General features: G+C 67.3%; 20 protein-coding genes and 1 tRNA gene. 8 read left to right on the forward strand and 13 right to left on the reverse strand.

The genetic code is table 11. From position 1 onward, the window contains the following. Window positions 1-324 precede the first annotated feature (324 nt). The 5 genes from RZV17_RS18685 to tmk all read left to right on the forward strand — a co-directional run bounded on the left by RZV17_RS18685 (window position 325) and on the right by tmk (window position 3,931). On the forward strand, window positions 325-777 hold the full coding sequence (locus RZV17_RS18685; RefSeq protein ID WP_039404601.1) for a roadblock/LC7 domain-containing protein: 453 nt from the start codon (window positions 325-327) through the stop codon (window positions 775-777). A 66-nt stretch (window positions 778-843) separates the two neighbouring features. After that, window positions 844-1,203: a hypothetical protein gene (locus tag RZV17_RS18690; protein WP_047692840.1), complete on the forward strand. Its 360-nt coding sequence runs from the start codon at window positions 844-846 to the stop codon at window positions 1,201-1,203. 94 nt (window positions 1,204-1,297) lie between these two features. Next, window positions 1,298-2,215 (forward strand): hypothetical protein, encoded by a 918-nt coding sequence (locus RZV17_RS18695; RefSeq protein WP_184375673.1) that lies wholly within the window; start codon window positions 1,298-1,300, stop codon window positions 2,213-2,215. Next, a complete protein-coding gene (locus tag RZV17_RS18700) occupies window positions 2,212-2,751 on the forward strand; it encodes a GTPase (RefSeq protein ID WP_355605616.1) in 540 nt (179 codons plus the stop codon). Before RZV17_RS18695 ends, RZV17_RS18700 begins: the two co-directional genes overlap by 4 nt. 511 nt (window positions 2,752-3,262) lie before the next feature. After that, entirely contained in the window at window positions 3,263-3,931 is a 669-nt protein-coding gene (tmk, locus tag RZV17_RS18705; RefSeq protein ID WP_184441319.1) for a dTMP kinase, read from the forward strand. Between the two features lie 582 nt (window positions 3,932-4,513). On the opposite strand, the gene RZV17_RS18710 is transcribed toward tmk, so the two are convergent. The 4 genes from RZV17_RS18710 to birA form a co-directional block, all read right to left on the reverse strand. Further along, window positions 4,514-4,589 (reverse strand) — tRNA-Thr (locus RZV17_RS18710). A 32-nt stretch (window positions 4,590-4,621) separates the two neighbouring features. After that, window positions 4,622-5,497, reverse strand: a complete 876-nt coding sequence (locus RZV17_RS18715; RefSeq protein WP_355605618.1) for an SPOR domain-containing protein — start codon at window positions 5,495-5,497, stop codon at window positions 4,622-4,624. Between the two features lie 9 nt (window positions 5,498-5,506). Next, window positions 5,507-6,235 carry a type III pantothenate kinase gene (locus RZV17_RS18720; protein ID WP_355605620.1) on the reverse strand — a complete coding sequence of 243 codons (729 nt, stop codon included), beginning with the start codon at window positions 6,233-6,235 and terminating at the stop codon, window positions 5,507-5,509. Further along, window positions 6,232-7,212 (reverse strand): bifunctional biotin--[acetyl-CoA-carboxylase] ligase/biotin operon repressor BirA, encoded by a 981-nt coding sequence (birA, locus tag RZV17_RS18725; protein ID WP_355605623.1) that lies wholly within the window; start codon window positions 7,210-7,212, stop codon window positions 6,232-6,234. The genes RZV17_RS18720 and birA overlap by 4 nt, the downstream gene beginning before the upstream one ends. A 75-nt stretch (window positions 7,213-7,287) precedes the next feature. On the opposite strand from birA, the gene RZV17_RS18730 reads away from it, so the two are divergent. After that, complete coding sequence (locus RZV17_RS18730; RefSeq protein ID WP_039414699.1) at window positions 7,288-7,602, forward strand: hypothetical protein; 315 nt, start codon at window positions 7,288-7,290, stop codon at window positions 7,600-7,602. An 8-nt stretch (window positions 7,603-7,610) separates the two neighbouring features. Further along, complete coding sequence (locus tag RZV17_RS18735; RefSeq protein ID WP_184557825.1) at window positions 7,611-8,366, forward strand: M90 family metallopeptidase; 756 nt, start codon at window positions 7,611-7,613, stop codon at window positions 8,364-8,366. A gap of 86 nt (window positions 8,367-8,452) precedes the next feature. On the opposite strand, the gene RZV17_RS18740 is transcribed toward RZV17_RS18735, so the two are convergent. The 6 genes from RZV17_RS18740 to dusA form a co-directional block, all read right to left on the reverse strand. Then, window positions 8,453-9,637 (reverse strand): DUF1501 domain-containing protein, encoded by a 1,185-nt coding sequence (locus tag RZV17_RS18740; RefSeq protein WP_184371998.1) that lies wholly within the window; start codon window positions 9,635-9,637, stop codon window positions 8,453-8,455. 41 nt (window positions 9,638-9,678) lie between these two features. After that, window positions 9,679-11,274, reverse strand: a complete 1,596-nt coding sequence (locus tag RZV17_RS18745) for a DUF1800 domain-containing protein (protein WP_355605628.1) — start codon at window positions 11,272-11,274, stop codon at window positions 9,679-9,681. Between the two features lie 110 nt (window positions 11,275-11,384). Next, window positions 11,385-12,755, reverse strand: coding sequence for an ATP-binding protein (locus RZV17_RS18750; protein WP_052076952.1), 1,371 nt, complete (start codon window positions 12,753-12,755; stop codon window positions 11,385-11,387). A gap of 74 nt (window positions 12,756-12,829) precedes the next feature. Next, window positions 12,830-13,513, reverse strand: a complete 684-nt coding sequence (locus tag RZV17_RS18755; RefSeq protein ID WP_002808458.1) for a response regulator transcription factor — start codon at window positions 13,511-13,513, stop codon at window positions 12,830-12,832. 70 nt (window positions 13,514-13,583) lie between these two features. Next, complete coding sequence (locus RZV17_RS18760; protein ID WP_355609500.1) at window positions 13,584-13,886, reverse strand: hypothetical protein; 303 nt, start codon at window positions 13,884-13,886, stop codon at window positions 13,584-13,586. A gap of 328 nt (window positions 13,887-14,214) precedes the next feature. Then, a complete protein-coding gene (gene dusA / locus RZV17_RS18765) occupies window positions 14,215-15,219 on the reverse strand; it encodes a tRNA dihydrouridine(20/20a) synthase DusA (RefSeq protein ID WP_355605631.1) in 1,005 nt (334 codons plus the stop codon). Here dusA and RZV17_RS18770 point away from each other — a divergent pair. Continuing rightward, on the forward strand, window positions 15,218-15,649 hold the full coding sequence (locus RZV17_RS18770) for an NIPSNAP family protein (protein WP_355605634.1): 432 nt from the start codon (window positions 15,218-15,220) through the stop codon (window positions 15,647-15,649). The two genes, dusA and RZV17_RS18770, sit on opposite strands and share 2 nt — an antisense overlap. Window positions 15,650-15,682: 33 nt before the next feature. Here RZV17_RS18770 and RZV17_RS18775 read toward each other — a convergent pair whose 3' ends face one another. From RZV17_RS18775 to RZV17_RS18785, 3 genes are all read right to left on the reverse strand, one after another. Continuing rightward, complete coding sequence (locus RZV17_RS18775) at window positions 15,683-15,907, reverse strand: hypothetical protein (protein WP_047692873.1); 225 nt, start codon at window positions 15,905-15,907, stop codon at window positions 15,683-15,685. 95 nt (window positions 15,908-16,002) lie between these two features. Then, on the reverse strand, window positions 16,003-16,176 hold the full coding sequence (locus RZV17_RS18780) for a hypothetical protein (RefSeq protein WP_355605637.1): 174 nt from the start codon (window positions 16,174-16,176) through the stop codon (window positions 16,003-16,005). 622 nt (window positions 16,177-16,798) lie between these two features. After that, complete coding sequence (locus tag RZV17_RS18785; RefSeq protein WP_355605640.1) at window positions 16,799-17,374, reverse strand: ankyrin repeat domain-containing protein; 576 nt, start codon at window positions 17,372-17,374, stop codon at window positions 16,799-16,801. Window positions 17,375-17,396: the final 22 nt, after the last annotated feature.

Genomic DNA, 17,396 nt, shown 5'->3' on the forward strand with positions numbered 1-17,396 from the left:
CCAGCATCGAGAAAGCCGTGCAGTCTAGTGGCGCGCCCGGGCGCTGACGCGCGGCAGCGCAGCACGGCATGTGCCTGCATCGGCTTGCCGGCCTCACGCAGCTGGCCGAGGCGAGGGGTTTAGATCTGCCTCGCCGCGCCGCTACTGTGACGTGCCACGGCAGTTTGTGGCGCGCTGGACTTTGCAGATTCTGCTTGTCTGACCGCCCAGTGAAACCGCTGTGGCTGGTGTGACTGTGCGCTTATACCTGGATGGTATGGTGCGCCGGCCAGCGCAGGACATGCACCACGCACGCGCTCGGGCCATCAGCAACAGGGGATCTTCATGCCGCACAACGCCGTCAACCAGGTCGTCAAGGCCGCCGTGGGTGAAGTCGCGCGCGCGTCGCATCAGTACGACCTGCAGCGCATCGGGCGCGAATTTGCGCAGACCATCGAACGCGAGCCCGGCATCCGCCTGCTGATGCTGTCCACCGCCGATGGCCGCGCCATCGCCGAACACTCCAGCCTGGACGTGGATGGACGTCGCCTGGCGGCGATGGCCAACTCGTTCCTCACCCTGGGCGAGACCCTGGCGCGCGAATCGCGCCTGAGCGAAGCCGATTACGCCACCGTGAGCACCCGCGGGGGGCAGCTGGTGCTGATCCGCATCCGCGCCGACAAGCCGCTGACGCTGACGGCGGTGGGCGGGCCTGACCTCAATGCCGCCGCGCTGCTGTTCAATGCGCGCGATTGCGCCGGCCGCCTGGCCACCGCCCTGGCGCAGCCGGCCGGCTGAGGCCTGGCACTGTTCGTGCTTGCCTGAGCGCACCGATTTTTCTCACCGTTTGGAAGGGGACCACCGATGTCAAAACTCACTCTGGAACAACTGCATTCGCTCGCCGGTTTCGTGGGCGCCGCGCTGGTCGACAGCGATAGCGGCATGGCGCTGGGCATGACCGGCGGCACCGAGCTCAACCTCGAGCTGGCCGCGGCCGGCAATACCGACGTGGTGCGTGCCAAGCGCCGCATCGCCGAGCAGCTCGGCCTGAACGACACCATCGAAGACATCCTGATCACCCTGTCGCGCCAGTACCACCTGCTGCGCCCGCTGGAGAGCAACCCCACCTTGTTCCTGTACGTCGTGCTGGACCGCGCCAAGGCCAATCTGGCGATGGCCCGCCACGAGCTCAAGGCGTTCGAAAAGACCCTGGATTTCGGTTGATGCCCCTCGGGCGGCGCCTGCGCGTCGCCTGCCCTGCCTGCCGGTACGTCCCGGCAGGCGTTGTCGCTCCATTGCGCCACGACGGCGCCCACTCATGACCACACCCATTCACGCCATGCGGGTCGCCACGGCCGGCCTGGACCTGCTGCACACCACGCGCCTGAAACTGGCGTGTTCGCTGCTGCTTGCCGAGCGCATCGACGTGCAGCTGGGCGAATGGCCGCAGCATGCGGCCGACGTGGTGGTGCTGGGTCTGGAAACCGCCGACGGCCTGGCCGCGTGGCAGGCGCTGCAGGGCCAGCCGGTGCGGGTGCTGGTGGTCTCGCGCACACCGGTTGCCGGCGCCTGGCTCAAGCATGGCGCCACGGTGCGCGAACTCAACGAGCAGATGCGCCTGTTGCTGTCCTCCCCGCACACCACCCAGGTGGCCGAACCGGCACTGCTGCTACGCCATTGCCGCGGTGAATTCGGGCCCGGCACGGTGATGGTGCGGCATGCGAGCCTACAGGTGCGGGTGGACCCGGCCAACGCTTGCGTGCATCTGCCGGCCGGCATCGGCTTGCCCGCGCTGGTGGCCGCCCTGGACCTGCCAGGCTGGCAGCGCGTGGCCGACGACGCCGACGTCGCGCTGCCCCAACGGCTCTCCTTCGAAGCGCTGTACTTCGCCCTGCCCGAGCATCTGCGTCCCGCGCTGCCGGCGGTGGAGCCGGCGCATGCGTTGCAATTGCGTCAGTGGCCCGAGCTGAGTGCCGACACCAGCTCGCCCGCACAACTGCTGGCCATCGCCCACCTGCATGCGCGCCCGTGGCGCCCGCAGGCCCTGGCCAATGCTTGCAAGCTCCCGCTGCAAACGGTGGAATGCCTGTTCGCCGCTGCACTTGCCAGCGGCCTTGCCCAGACTGCGGAGATTCCCGTGCCTTCTACGCCGCGTCGTCCGGACAGCAGCAATTCCCGGTTCTTTTCCTGGGTCGCACGTCGGTTTGGCCTCTCACTCTTTCAGGCGCAGTCATGAGTCTTCCAGCCAACAAACTGGTGTTCGTTGGCGGCATGGGCGCCGGCAAGACCACGGCGGTACGCGCCATCTCCGATGTGGAGCCGGTCAGCACCGAAATGCCGCTCAGCCAGGATGCCTACGGCGACAAGACCTACACCACGGTCGCGCTGGATTACAGCTCGATCGAGCTGGAAGACGGCGAGCTGCTGCACGTCTATGGCGTGCCCGGGCAGAAATATCTGGATTTCATGTGGCCGCTGGTCTGCGACGGTGCGCTGGGCGTGATCGTGCTGACCAATGCGCGCGATCCGCAGATGCTCGAGGCCACCATGGCGCTGCTGCGCGAGTTTTCGCAAATCGCGCCCGAGGCCAGCCTGGCGGTGGGCATCACCATGACCGACGAGGTCGAGGATTTCCTGGTGCCGCCGTTCCGCGAGGCACTGGTGGCCGAAGGCTTCCGCATCCCGGTGATGCGCGTGGATGCGCGCTCGGCCACCCAGATCACCTTCCTGGTGAAATCGCTGCTGTCCTATCGCTATACCTCGGCGACGTGATCGGCCGTTAGGCGAACGCGTGCCGTGCACGTACCGATAAACCGCACCGATAAACAAGGAATCCGGTCACGACGGGCCTGAGAGGGCGTCACGCGGGGGATGCCGCCTCTAGGGTGGCGGCGACGCGTCCTTCTTCCTTGAAGCCAGAAAGGCGACTCAGTCATGACACGAATGAGCGCTACGTCTGACTTGTTCAGTATGCCCAGGGGGCAGCGGCCGGGACATCGGGACGATTCCGACATCGCGCTGGACATATCGGTAATAAGTATTTGGCCATAGGGCTGGGATTTGGGATTGGCGATTGGGGTTGCGTCATGAGCTTGGGGATGGCGCGTGGGATGCCCTCGAAGCCGCCGCACCGCGGCGTCATTGCTCATTGCAGGCATGCGCCCGCGGCAGTGGCCATCGTGTATCGCCGGGTGTTCGCTCGTCCAGTGTCGACAGCGCCGGGTTGGCGTTGCCGCCGCGCTGTGGCTACTGGTCCATCGTCACGATCAGATAAAGTAGCGCGATGACAATCGAACTGAAGCCCGGCGGGCTATTGATCGCCATCGAAGGCATCGACGGCGCCGGCAAGACCACGCTGGCGCGCAGCCTGGCGGCCACCTTGCAGACCGCCGGCGCACGCGTGGTCTCCAGCAAGGAGCCAACCAATGGCCCCTGGGGCACCCAGCTGCGTCAATCCGCAGCCACCGGGCGCCTGAGCGCGGACGACGAGGCCGAGCTGCTGATCCGCGATCGCCACGAACACGTGGACAATCTGATCGCGCCGGCGCTGGCGCGCGGCGACATCGTGATCCTGGACCGCTATTTTCCTTCGATGGTCGCCTACCAGGGCGCCGCCGGCCTGCCACTGGACGCACTGCTGGAACGCAACGCCTTCGCGCCGCGCCCGGATGTGCTGTTGCTGCTGGACCTGCCGCCTCCCACCGGCCTGGCCCGTATCCGCGCACGCGGCGACGCACCCAACCATTTCGAAACCCAGGACAACCTGGAGCGCTGCCGCGCGATTTTTGCCGCACTGGAATTGCCGGGCAAACACGTGCTGGACGCCATCGCCGACGCCGACAGCGTGCTACGCCGCGCCCTCGCCATTGTCGTATCCGCCCTGGCCGAGCGCGTGAGCGGCGACGCCGGCACCGCCGCGCTCCAGCTGCTCTCTGCCGGCCGTCCCGCCTGATCGCTGGGCGCAGCGCGGGGCTGCGCGCTTCAGGCCAGACAGGGCGGCCCAGCCGACCCGGATCACACCTCGCGCAGCCGGGACACGCACCATGTCGTGACCAGGTCCTGTCTTCCGGCAGAAGGGGGGAGACGGGTCGGTGAGAATGAAGCAAGGCGTGCATCGATGCCACGGCGAGCCCGCACCTGGCGGTTGTCGCAGGAGCGCCACAGCCCGGCCTGCCAGAACCGCGCGTTGGAGATCCTGGACCCGGGCGTTTGCCCACTGCCGCCGCCACAGTGGTGCCATAGCGCCGAAATGTCCGGATGTCTGTCCATGCAGCAGGCATCTGTGCGAACACGTTGGCCAGCCGCGCCGGCAACGTCCAACCGACACACCTCACGCCATGAACCACGCCCGCTCCTCGCACGTGCAGGTTGGCCAGGGCAAGGCCGCTCGATCACGTCGATGCCGGCAGGACGCCTGCGATGCAAGGCCCGCCGCATCGCACACGAACCCGCCGCTGCGGCATCCGGCATGGGGCACAGCCCACACGCGTGCACGATCAGCGTGGTCGAACTTTGGGGGATGATCTCTGCAGGATGGTGCCGGCACCCGGATTCGAACTGGGGACCTACCGCTTACAAGGCGGTTGCTCTACCAACTGAGCTATGCCGGCAAAGGCAGGCGCATTGCGCGCCGGTGCGCATTCTAGCGCAGCGCGGCGCAATCTAGCGATCGCTGCCGCGTTGCACCGGCTGCGCCCTGCAACGCGGCGGCCGTGGCCGTGCTGCGGACATCGACCCACCAGCGCGACTGGCCGGTACCGCTGGGCACCAGCTGCGCCGGGAAGCCTGCGCCCACCAGGCTCGCCTGGCGCCGCTCGGCGCGCTCGCGGCTCTGGTATTGCCCCAGGGCCACGGTGTTGTCCTCGCCCTGCGCGATGACGTAATAGTCGCCGATGCCGGCGGCGGCAATGCGCTTGACCAGCGCCTGCGCCGCCGCGCGGTCGCCGACATTGGGCAGCATCACCCGGAACGTGCTGACACCCGCGTCCTTGTCCTCGCGCAGGCTGGCGCGGGCGGCCTGCCCACGCAGGCGCGTCAGCGCCGTGTCGGCATCCCCGCGTGCCGCATAAGGCCCGAAGCTGGCACAGCGTTCGGGATTCGGTGGTGGTGTCGGTGGCGGTGTCGTCGGTGGCATTGCAGCTGCAGTCGCCACCTTGGCAGCTGCAGTCGCCACCTTGGCAGCGGTGGAAGCGCTCTTCGCCGGTACCGCACTGTCGGTGGGCGCAGGCACCGGCCTGGCCGTGGCAGGCGTCGGCGTCGAGGCGGGCGCCACCACCGCAGTCGGCGCGGTTTGCAGCGGGACGGGCGCAGCGGCCGGGGGCACATCCGCAGCCGCGGCAGCGGTCTCCTGTGCTGGCGGCATCGCAACAACCGCACGCGGCGGCAGCACGTCCAACCGGGCCACACCGGCCGGCGGCGGCGGCGCGGCCGGTGGCGCCGGTGGCGGCTGCACCGCCCACCATGACGCCACCCCGGCATTGAGGATGAGCAGGACAACGATCAGCGCGCGGACGTACATGCCCCGATTCTACGGGCTGGCCGACGCGGTCGCCCAGGTTGCCAGCCCGTCCAGCACCAGCGCGGCACGGAAGCTGGCATCGGGCAACAACGGCAGCAACGGCGGCGCGCCGCCGCCGTGCAGCAGCAGCCGCACCGACGTGCCCAGGCTGCGCTGCGCGTGCTGCAGGCTGCGCTCGATCAGCGCCACCGCGGCGCCATCGCAGCCAGAGGTCAGGGCATCGTCGGTGTCGTTGGCCAGCTCGACATACTCGCCGCCACTGGCCGGCAACTGCACCGCACGCGCATGCAAGGCCTGCCGCATGGTGGTGGGCGAGGCCGCAATGCGGCCGCCGTGATGCTGCCCGTCGGCGCCGAGCACGTCGATGGTCAGCGCGGTGCCGACCCCCGCCACCAACACCGGCGCTTCGCCGCGCGCGCCCAGCAGGGCCAAAAAGCGATCCACCCCGAACCGGCCGGGATCGGCATAAGCGATGCGGACGCCGGCGCACTCGGCGCTGGTGCGCACGACGCAGACCTGCGCGAAGCGCTCCTGCAGGCAGCCGAGCATCCGCTGCGCCAGTGCCGGGGCCGCCACGCTCGCCACGTACGCGACGCGCCCGGACGGCAGCGCCGACAATGCGGCGGCGTCCATCGCTTCGGCACCGTGCGCCCAGGCCTGCACGTCGCCGGCACGGTGCCCCTGCAGCGGCGCGTACTTGAACCGCGAATTCCCCAGGTCGAACAACCACGCGCTCATGCAGGTCTCACGCTGACTTCTCCGGAATGGAACAGGCGTTCGGCCTCGCCCAGTTGCACGCGCAACGCCCCGTCGGCGGCCAGACCCAGCGCGACACCGTGATGCCGCGTGCCGGCTTCTTCCACCTGCACGGTGCGGCCGCGCAACACATCCAGCGCCGCGTAGCGGCTCAGAAACGGCGCCAGCCCCTGCGCCTCGAACAGGTCCAGTGCCGGCAGCAGACCCGACAACACCGCCGCCGCCACGGTGTCGCGCGACACCGCGCGGCCGGCCAGCGTCTGCAGATCCACCCATGGCTGGTCGATCGTGGCCGCGGCGGCTGGTGGCATGTGCACGTTCAAGCCCAGGCCGATCACCGCACGTGCGTTGCCGGCCATCTCGCCGCCGCCTTCGATCAGCAGGCCGCCCAGCTTGCGCTCGCGTGCCAGCAGGTCGTTGGGCCATTTCAGGCCGACGTCGGCAAACCCGCAGGCGCGCAAGGCTTCGGCCACCGCCACGCCCACCGCCAGGCTGAGCCCGGCCAGCTGGCCCAATCCGCCGCTGAACCGGCGCGACGCCGACAGATAGATATGCGCAGCCAGCGGCGAGGCCCATTGCCGGCCACGGCGCCCGCGCCCGCCGGTCTGGCGCTCGGCCAGCAACACCTCCACGCCCTGCTCCGGGGCCGGACGCGCCAGCAGCGTGGTGTTGGTGGACTCCAGGGTCCAGGCGACCTCCAACCCGGCCAGGCCGGCAGCAGCGTCGGCGGGCATGGCGGCGCGAATGCGCGCGGCATCCAGCAGGTCCAGCGGCGTGGCCAGCCGGTAGCCGTCACCGGCCCGCCCCTCGATGGCGATACCGGCAGCGCGCAGGTTCTGGATGCGCTTCCACACCGCAGCGCGGGTCAGCCCCGCATCGCGCGCCAGCGCATCGCCGGAGAGCCGGCCGCTTGCAAGTTTGGCCAGCAACGCGCGGTCGTCCACGGCAACGGTTCCCAAATCGATCCGTGAAAGTATGCGCCAAGGCTTCCCGGCCGCCCAGCGCGGCTTGCGTGAGGCAGTGAAAACCGCGTTATGATCGGCGACTCACGCCGCCTGCCCTGGATGTGGACGATGCGCCGACTCACAGTTTGCCTGCTTCTGTTGTTGGCTCCGCTTGCCGCACTGGCATCGGACCAGCTGGTCGACGGCGATCATGAGAGCTGCGTCAGCACCAATTCGGCCGCGCGCGGCAGGACGCCCAACGGCGAGCCGGCCACGCCCGCACGCGCGCCGCAGCACAAGCCCGCACCGGCAACCGGCGGCGGTGGCAACGATGGCGACGGCCTGTTTCCGCGCATGCGCATGATGCCGCGCTGGCACAGCTTCCTGCCGGGCATGTTCCGCTGATCCAGTGGTTGACGCGCTGGCTGCGCCGGCCGCCGCTTCAGATCGACGATGCGTTGTGGCAACCGGTCTGCACCGGATGCGCCTGGATCGCTGCGCTCGATACGGACCGCCAGCACCGCCTGCGTGCGCTGACTGCGCAGTTCCTGCACCAAAAAACCATCTCGCCGGTCGATGGACTGCAGCTGCAGCCGCAGGACCACGTGTTGCTGGCGGCCACCTGCTGCCTGCCGCTGCTGGAAATCGGCGCGGCTGGCTGGCGCGGCTGGTCGCAGCTGATCGTGTACCCGGACGCATTTCGGGTGCAGCGTACCCACGTTGATGCCGCCGGCGTCATGCATGCCTGGGACGACACCTTGATTGGCGAAGCCTGGGAACAGGGTCCGTTGATCGTCAGCTGGGCCGACGTACAGGCGGATCTGGACGACCCGAACGCCGGCTTCAACGTGATCGTGCATGAGATGGCGCACAAGCTCGATGCCCTGGATGGAGCACTCGACGGCACGCCGCCCCTGCCGCGTGCGGTGCAACGCCGCTGGGCGCAGGATTTTCAGCAGGCCTACGATGCGTTCTGCCAACGGGTGGATGCAGGTCGGCACACCGAGATCGACCCGTACGCTGCAGAAGCACCGGAAGAGTTCTTTGCCGTGGTCAGCGAATACCACTTCTCGGCCCCGCATGTCCTGGAGCGCGCAATGCCGGCGGTCGCCGCACATCTGACCAGGGTTTACGGCCCCTCGCCGTTTGCGTCGCCTGCACAGCGATGAGTGCGGCGCGTCCTGTCGGGTGATGGCGCGCGTCGTTTCACATCACTGCCCGTGATGTCACACGCACCACAGGATGTTTTACCCGCTCACACCAGGCCCAGGTCACGCGGTGTCGCACCGGGAAACACACGCTCCAGTTGCGCTGGCGACAAGCCCCACAGACGCTGCAGCACGCCGCCGAACAGGCTGCGGTAGTTGGTCAGCACCGGGTAATCGCGATTCTGCAGCAGGTGCGCCTGCTCTACAGCCACCTGCTCGCCTGCAATGCGGCCGCCGCGCACGCCGCCCCCCAAGACCCAGTACGTGGTGCCATGCCCGTGATCGGTGCCCTTGCTGCCGTTTTCGCGGAAGGTACGCCCGAATTCGGAAATCACCACCACCACGGTGTCGTTCCAGGCTGGACCCAGCGCGTCGGCATAGGCGGCCAGCCCCTCGCCGAGGTTGCGCAGGTTGTTGGCCAGCCCGCCTGCGACGCTGCCCTGGTTGGCATGCGTGTCCCAACCACCGACATCGACGAATCCCAGGCGGTACCGCTCGCGCATCAGGGTGGCCATGCGCCGGGTTTCGTCGGCAAAGGTCCGCGCGCTGGCAGCGCCGCGGCCGGCCTGTTCCATCTCTTCGCGCAGCTGCGCGGTGACCTGCTGACGCAAGGCAAGACCCTCGCGCGCGGCGGCCGCCAGTGGCGTGGCGTCGTACATCTGCGCCAGGATCTGCGCCTGCCGTGCATCCAGCCCGCCCTTGCCGATGCCCTTGAGCGAGACGTTGGGCAGATCCGCGCCGCCCTGAAAGGTCAACGGCAGCGAATCGGTGAAGGCAATGGCCGGCACCCCGCTGAGTACACCCGACAGCCGCGCCATGAACCCCGAGCGGTAATCGCGGTGCGTGCCAGCCTGCCCGGATTCTATATCGTCCTGGGTTTCGAAGTGACTGCGCGAGGTGTCATCGGTGCCGGCAAACGGCACGAATGCCAGCTGATTGCGTTGCCACAGCGGCAGCAAGGCATCGCGCATCACCGGGTTGAGCCCCCACTGCGCATCCAGCGCGATGGCGCTGTCGGGGTTGGACGGGTCCGGCCGCGCGATCGCCAGCGTGGGGCGCGACTGATAGTAGAAATCGCTGCCGTGCGGCACCAGCAGGTTATTGCTGTCGTAGCCGCCGCGCAAAAACACCACCAGCATGCGCGCGCCCTCGCGCGGGGCAGCGAACAGGCGGCCGGTCCACGGCAGACTCGCGGCAGCTGCCGAGGCGAGCAGAAATTGACGTCGTTGCATGGTGCACTCCTGCGGCGATCACCGCATCGCAAACTACAGAATCAGCGGTAGTTGAAGTCCGGCGAGGACAGCAAGAACCCGTTCCATTCCGCCGGCGAACGGGCCTGTTCCAGCGCCTGACGCGTCGCGCCGGAGAGCGAGGGCGCGATCCAGCGATACGCCGTGCGCGTATCGATCTGCGTCAGCGGCGGGACCGGCGTGTCGCTGTCGCCATCGAGCCGGAACACCTGCTTTGGCCCGCTGCCCAGCGAACGCGCCACCTCGAACCGGCGCGCCAGCTGCCCGGAGCTGGTCCAGGCCCGCGACTGCAGCGACCATCCGTCCGGCGTGATGCGCCCGAACAGGGGCTGGCCGAGTTGTTGCACCCAACTGACCATGGGCGCGGCGTTGATCACCGGCTGGTCTTCGTAGGCCAGCCGCATGGCCGACACCACAAACCGGTTGGGGTCCTTGAACTTGCGCGGTTGCGCCTGTGCAAATTCGGCCGAGCTCAGCATGGTCTGCACGACCTTGGCGATGTCGCCGTCGCTGCGCTCGAACGTGCTGGCCATGCGCGCCACCAGCGCCGGCGGCGGCGTATCGCTGACGAAGTACTCGGCCATCCGCTGCGACACGAAGCGCGCGCATGCCGGCTGACGTACCAGCAACTGCACGGCATGTTCGATTTCATCCAGCCCGCCAGCGGCGATGCGCTGCCCCAGCAGGACCTTGTCGCCGGGCTGGTGACGCGCCGGGTTGAACTCGAACAGGCCCTTGCGCACCGCCGGTGGCTGGCCGGGCACGGCCATCGGAACCGGCGGCGCTCCATCGGCCTTGACCGGCACCAAACCGGCGCCGGTGAGGATCAGGGCCAGCTGCTGCACATCCTGCTGGGTGTAGCCGCCGTGCACGCCCAGCGTGTGCAGCTCCATCAACTCGCGTGCGTAGTTCTCGTTGACCTTGCCCTTGGCGTTCTTGGCGTTGTCCAGGTACTCCAGCATCGCCGGGCTCTGCAGCGTGGCCATGACCAGCGTGGCGAACTTGCCGGTGGCGTTGGGGCGGATCGCGTGTTCCATGTAGTCGGCGGCCATCCACTTCACCCGGCCCTTGTCGGCATACACGCTGAAGTGATTGAGCCAGAACCACACCAGCTGCTCGCGCAGCTGGTCCGGCGCATATACCGCACGCAGCAACTGGGCCTGCCGCGCCTGGGTCAGCATCTGTCCGCCGCGCGCCTGCCAGTCCTTGCGCAAGGCTGCCTTCGCATCGCCATCGGGCATGGTCTGCAAGCGGATCTTGTCGGCCTCGTACTGGGTCAGCAAGGTGACCAGCGGCGTGTGCAGCGCATCGAAGCGCTGCAGTTGGGCACGCACCGGTGCCGGCAGCGCCGCATCGTCGCTGGGCTGCAACAGCAGGGCGCCATAGCGCCTGCGGCCAAGGCGTTGCAACTGCGCCGCGCCATCGGCATTCACACCGTAGCTGGCGCGTTGCAGCCAACGCACCTGGGTCGGCGTCAACGCCGCCTCGGCGGCATGGCCAAGCAGCGCAACTGCGCAGCCGGCAGCCAGTAGCGGCAGCCGCCATCGGCGCAGCTGCCGGTTGGCACGTGTTTTCACGCAAGAACGCTGTGCAACGCGCTCGACCATGCGGCTCTCCATCGCAACTGCCTGCAACCGAACCAGTATGGGCAAGCCAACGCGCGAGGCGTTAAACGGTTGTCGGAGCCGCGCGGGCGATTGCCCATGGGTTCATCGGGCCAGACGGCCGCTTACAGCCCCGCCGGCAGGGTGACATCGAAGCGGGCACCGCCCAGTTCCTGCGAGCGCACCACCTGCAGTTCGCCGCGGTAGGCCTTGATCAGATCCTGCACGATCGACATGCCGATGCCATGGCCCTGCACGCGCTCGTCGCCCCGCACGCCGCGCTGCAGGATCTTGGCCACATCCTCCGGCGCGATACCGGGGCCATCGTCTTCCACCGACAGGATCAGGCCGGCACGCCGGCTACCGGTGGTGGGACCAGGCTGGGCCGTGAGCAACACGCGGCTACGTGCCCATTTGAAGCCGTTTTCCAGCAGGTTGCCGAGCAGTTCCTGCAGATCGCCAGGCTCACCGTGGAAGCGCGCCTCCGGTGAAATGTCGAATTCGCACAGCACGCCCTTGACCGAGTACACCTTCTCCAGCCCGCGCACGATTTCTTCGGCGCTGGGCTCGATCGGCAAGGGCGCGGCGAACAGTTTGTGGCCGCTGGAGGCCGCACGCGCGAGCTGGTACGACACCAGGTCGTTCATGCGCCGCAATTGCACGTCCATTTCCGCATGCAGGTCGCGCTCGGAGGCACCGCTGTCCAGTTGCGTGCGCAGCACCGCGATCGGTGTCTTGAGGCTATGCGCCAGGTCGGCCAGCGTGTTGCGTTGACGCTCCAGGTTGTCGCGCTCACTCTCGATGAAGGCATTGATGCTGTCGGTCAGCGGTTCCAGTTCGCGCGGATGCTGCTCGCTCATGCGCTGGATTTCGCCGCGCTGCACCTTGGTCAGTTCGTTGATGACCCGCCGCAGCGGGCGCAAGCTCCACTGCAGGATGAAGGCCTGCAACACCAGTAGCACCACGCCGGCGCTACCGAGGTAGAACCACACCGCACCACGGAACACGCGCAGCTGCGCGCCCATCGAGCGCGCGTCTTCCATCACGTAGATGGTGTACGGAATCTCGCCGCCGTGTTCGCGCTCGACGTAGCTCACACCCAGCCCGTAACGATACAACTGGCCCAGGCTGCCATCGATCTGGGTCATTTCCAGCGGGCCGATGAACTCTTCCTGCCGCGGTTCGAGCATGCGGCCATGCGGAATGTTCGGGCCTTCCGCCGACATCGAGGTCCAGCTCTCGTCCGGGCGCACGACCTCGACATACAGCCCGCCACCGGGAACGTCGAACCGTGGGTCAGGCGGCTGCCCGCCGATGTACAGAGAGCCATCGCGAACAAAATCGATATTGGCCGCGTATGCGGAAGCGTAGTTCTTCAGCCGCTCGCGCAGGTTGCGTTCGGCCGTGTCGGCGAACGCCACATCCAGCGCATACCCGGCCAGCGCCAGGAAGGCCACCAGGCTGAGGCTGGCGGCCAGCAGCTGGCGCGCCTGCAGGGAGCGCGGGCGCCAGCGTTTGTACCATTTGGAGCGCACCGGCACCCGATCGTCCTGCTTGCCGCCGTGCGAACTCAGCCTTCGGTACGCGGAATGGCGAAGCGGTAACCGCGACCACGCACGGTCTCGATCGGCTTGAGCTCGCCGTCGGGGTCGAGCTTCTTGCGCAGCCGACCGATGAACACTTCCAGCACGTTGGAGTCGCGGTCGAAGTCCTGCTGATAGATGTGCTCGGTGAGGTCGGCCTTGGAGACCAGTTCACCGGCATGCATCATCAGGTACTCGAGCACCTTGTACTCGTAGCTGGTCAGATCGACGTTGGCGCCATTGACGCTCACCGTCTGCGCCGCCAGATCCAAGGCCACCGGCCCGCATTCCAGGGTCGGCTTGCTCCAGCCCGCCGCGCGCCGCAGCAGCGCATTGACGCGTGCCAGTAATTCCTCGACGTGGAACGGCTTGACCAGGTAATCGTCGGCACCCTGCTTGAGACCTTCGACCTTGTCCTGCCAGCTCGAACGCGCGGTCAGAATCAGCACCGGAAACTTCTTGCCCTCGTCGCGCAGCGCCTTGATCAGCTCCATGCCCGACATCTTAGGCAAGCCCAGGTCGATGATGCCGACATCGAATGGCACTTCCCGGCCCATGTACAGACCTTCTTCGCCGTCTTGTGCAGCGTCGACAGCAAAGCCTTCACGCTTCAGACGCGCGGCAAGGGTCTCGCGCAGCGGAGCTTCGTCTTCGACCAAAAGAATACGCATGCACTCTCCCTAGTAACGTTATCGGCCCGGGGCCGGGGATTTATGAGACTGAACGCAGAACTATGGGGGTTCAGTGGTTATCGTCGCGTGGTGGGGCATCGGGTGCGACGGAGGTGCGGGGCGGCGCAGCGTGCGCTTGTTCCGGCTCGTACACCGTATGGACGCGGCCATCCTTCATGTACTTGACCCGATTGAGGTTGCCGCCATCGAATGGCACCCGCTCGGCGCCCAGGATCGTCCCACCGGTGGAGCGCTGCACGGAGCGGATGGTGTCGGACAAGCTGCGGCTGTTGCCGCGCGCTGACGGCGGCATCGCCTCACGACTGCTCTGCGCCGTCGGATATCCCTGGCCCCAGGCAGACGGCGCCGCCATGGCGGCCCAGAGGGCAACCAGGACAACAAAACGGGCGCGGCTGAGGGTTTGGGTCACAACGGGATCCTAGCGGGTTGTTCAGAAACATTCAAAATTCGTGAAACCGGCAATGCATCACACTGCGGCCGGGCCCGGGAATCGAGCCAAATTCTTGATTTTTCGGGGTGAATCCGATCTGAACTTTTTAGCTTGGTGTTAACACCGTTCAGTCAAATGAATAGTCTGGATTCCGCATTGGCTCCAAGAAGAGGCCTGCGGCGCGACTGCCTTCGCCACTATCACTCCGGATACCTCCTGCCCATTCAGCATATGCAAGCGCCGGGCCAGTTCAGGCCACGACGCGCCAGGGCCGGGTGTCGGTCCGCTGCAGGGCCTGCTCCACCAGCTCCCAGCCGGCGCCAGGGCGGTGTGCGCCCTCGCTCAACACCTGCCGAAACGCGCGCCCGCCCGGCTGACCATGGAACAGGCCCAGCACGTGACGGGTGATGTGCTTCAAGGCCAGACCCTGCTGCAGCTGAGTGACCACATAGGGCTCGAGCGCTCGCAGCAACGACTCGCGCGACTGCTCGGGGCGCCGGTTCAACGCGGCATCGAGCTGATGCAGCACATACGGGTCGTGATAGGCGGCGCGGCCGAGCATCACGCCGTCGGTGTGCTGCAGGTGGGCCAGCGCCGCGTCGACGGCGGCGATGCCGCCATTGATCACGACCGGCAGGTCGGGGCGCTGCTGCTTGAGCCGGTAGGCCCAGTCGTACCGCAGCGGCGGCACTTCGCGGTTTTCCTTTGGCGACAGGCCCTTGAGCCAGGCGTTGCGGGCATGCACCACCACCATCGCGGCGCCGGCGGTGACCACCTGGTCGACAAAGCTGGCAAACACCGCGTAGTCGTCATCGTCGTCCACGCCCAAACGGCATTTGACGGTGATCGGCAGGTCGGTGGCGGTGCACATCGCCGCCACGCACTCTGCCACCAGCGCCGGCTCGCGCATCAGGCAGGCGCCAAAGCGCCCGGCCTGCACGCGATCGGACGGGCAGCCGCAATTGAGGTTGATTTCGTCATAGCCCCAGTCCTGGGCGATGGCCGCCGCCTGCGCCAGCAGGGCCGGCTCGCTGCCGCCCAGCTGCAGGGCCAGCGGGTGCTCCACCGGGTCGAAACCGATCAATCGCGTGCGATCGCCGTGGATCACCGCATTGGCGTGCACCATCTCGGTATACAGGCGTGCGGACGGCGCGAGCAGGCGGTGGAACACCCGGCAATGGCGGTCGGTCCAGTCCATCATCGGAGCGACGGACAGGCGCAGGGAGGCGGCGTAGCGATCGGCGGAAGCGGTCATGACGGTTGGCCGCAGCGAGCAGCCATTGCAATACGAAGCAGGATCAGCAGCTTACACGGGAGCCGATGAATCTGCGGCAGTGCGCCATGGCATGCTGAAGCTCCCCGCCTGCCGGACCCGCTCCATGATCACCTGTTCGCTGCGCTACGTGATCGACCCCTACCAACTGGCCGAATTCGAGCATTACGCGCGGCTGTGGATTCCGCTGGTGACGCGCTTTGGCGGCCAGCATCACGGCTACTTTCTTCCCTCGGAAGGGGCGAACAACATCGCGCTGGCGCTGTTTTCGTTTCCCTCGCTTGCCGAGTACGAGCGTTATCGCGAGGCATCGCTGCAGGATGCAGCGTGTCTGTCGGCGTTCGCCTATGCCGAGCGAACGCGTTGCATCATCAGTTACGAACGCAGCTTCTTGCGTCCGGTGCTGGCATAGGCGCGGCGCGCACTACACAGGACACAGATGGAATTACGGGTTGCGGAAACCCACACGCTCTTCGGCGCTCAGCGGCTTGCCGAGGGCGTGGTACGAGGCCGCCAGCGTGATCAGGGCCGTGCCCATCACCGCATAGAAGCTCCATGAGGTCGCCAGAACGTGGATCTGGCCAAACACCAGGGCGACGACGGCGGTGGCGGTGCACAGCACCATGGCCAACAGCGACATCAGGAAAGGGAGGGAGGGATCGATCTTCATGGCGGGGGTTCCAAGCTGCGATGGCTGAAGCATCGGCGTTCCCGGCCCGTTCTTGAACTGTTTTCTGCGCTTTTTCCAAGCAAATCCCAAGCGGGTCAGCGCGCGCTCAGTTTTATGTCAAAGCCTTGGCGCGCAAGGCTTTGCGCGTCGGAAATCTCCTGACGCCGCGCCGGTTCAACCACCACATTCGCCAGAGTTCCAACGCAGGTGTGGCGGAAAACCGACAGGGACAAAATCGCGATGCTGCGCTGCACAATCGCGATGCGCACCGACCGTTCGCGTGACGCGGCATGGGACGGCCATCCTGGTGGAGTGGCGTGTGCGGTCTGCCGATGCCCTGCCAGCGCCGCTGGTGCCCACGTGCCTGCCGGGCGCTGGGACGCTGCGGGCTGCGCTGTGCGGGGGCTCGGTGAATCCGTTGGATGCGATGCACGGCTCCACCTCGCCGCGTCTTATTTCCCGCAAACGTCTCTTCAATACGGGCCCCCGTTGCCGTGCGTGCGGCGGTCGCAGCAGTTGCCTGCGCCCTGCCGCGCACCGGATCAGAGGCATGGCGATCGCGTCATGCGGGGCGTCCGTGATGCGGTCATTGCGCAGGTAGGCCCTGCCGGGAGCAAGACGGCTTACGGCGGTCCGCGGCGCGCCTGGCCACTGACCAGGCGGTCCAAGGATGTGCCGGTCGCTTCAGGTCGGAGCGTGGCCACCCGTTCGCGGATGCGAAGTGACGCCGTGCATCGCTGCGCAGCAGAACCCTGCTCAAGGTTGCAGGCACCTGCTGCGCCCAGCCTGAGCGCAGCGCTAGTGGATCGATGCGCGAAGTGTGGCCGACGCCCCGGCGAGCGAGCCACTGACGAGGCACGCAGCGCGTGGTGAGACGCGCGATCGCTGCGCTCAGCGCGCCGGTGCCGTGGCGAACTCGCCGCGTTGCAGCTTGGTCACATCGTTGCCCTGGCCATCCTTGAGGCTGAGGTCGGCGCCCTTGGCGGCCAGGTCCTTGAGCACGTCGGTGCGCTGGAACAATGCTGCGTACATCGCCGCTGTCTGGCCGGCGTTGTTGCGTTGGTCCGGCGCACAATCGGCCTGCATCAGGCGCTTGGCGATGCCCAGTTCACCCTTGAAGATGGCGCCCATCAGCGCGGTGTTGCCACGCTTGTCCTGCGCGCAGGGGTCGGCACCGGCGCTGAGCAACTGTTCCACTGCCGGGCGTTGGCCGTGGTAGGCAGCAAGGATCAGGGCGGTATAGCCCTTTTCGTCGCGGGTGTTGAGGTCGTAATGCGAGCGGATGAACTCGGCCAGCATGTCCTGCCGGCCTTCGCGCGCGGCATCGAAGAAGTACTCGCGCAGCTGCAGCTTGACCTGTTTGGGATTGGCGGCCGCCGAGGTGGACGCGGCGGCAGGCGCCGACGGCGAGGCAGCGAGGGCCGGCGCGCACACCGCGCTCAGCAGAACCAACATCAGAGTGCGCATATCGCTCTCCTGAAAACGGGGA

The sequence above is a fragment of the Xanthomonas cannabis genome, assembly GCF_040616535.1.
Classification (GTDB): domain Bacteria; phylum Pseudomonadota; class Gammaproteobacteria; order Xanthomonadales; family Xanthomonadaceae; genus Xanthomonas; species Xanthomonas cannabis.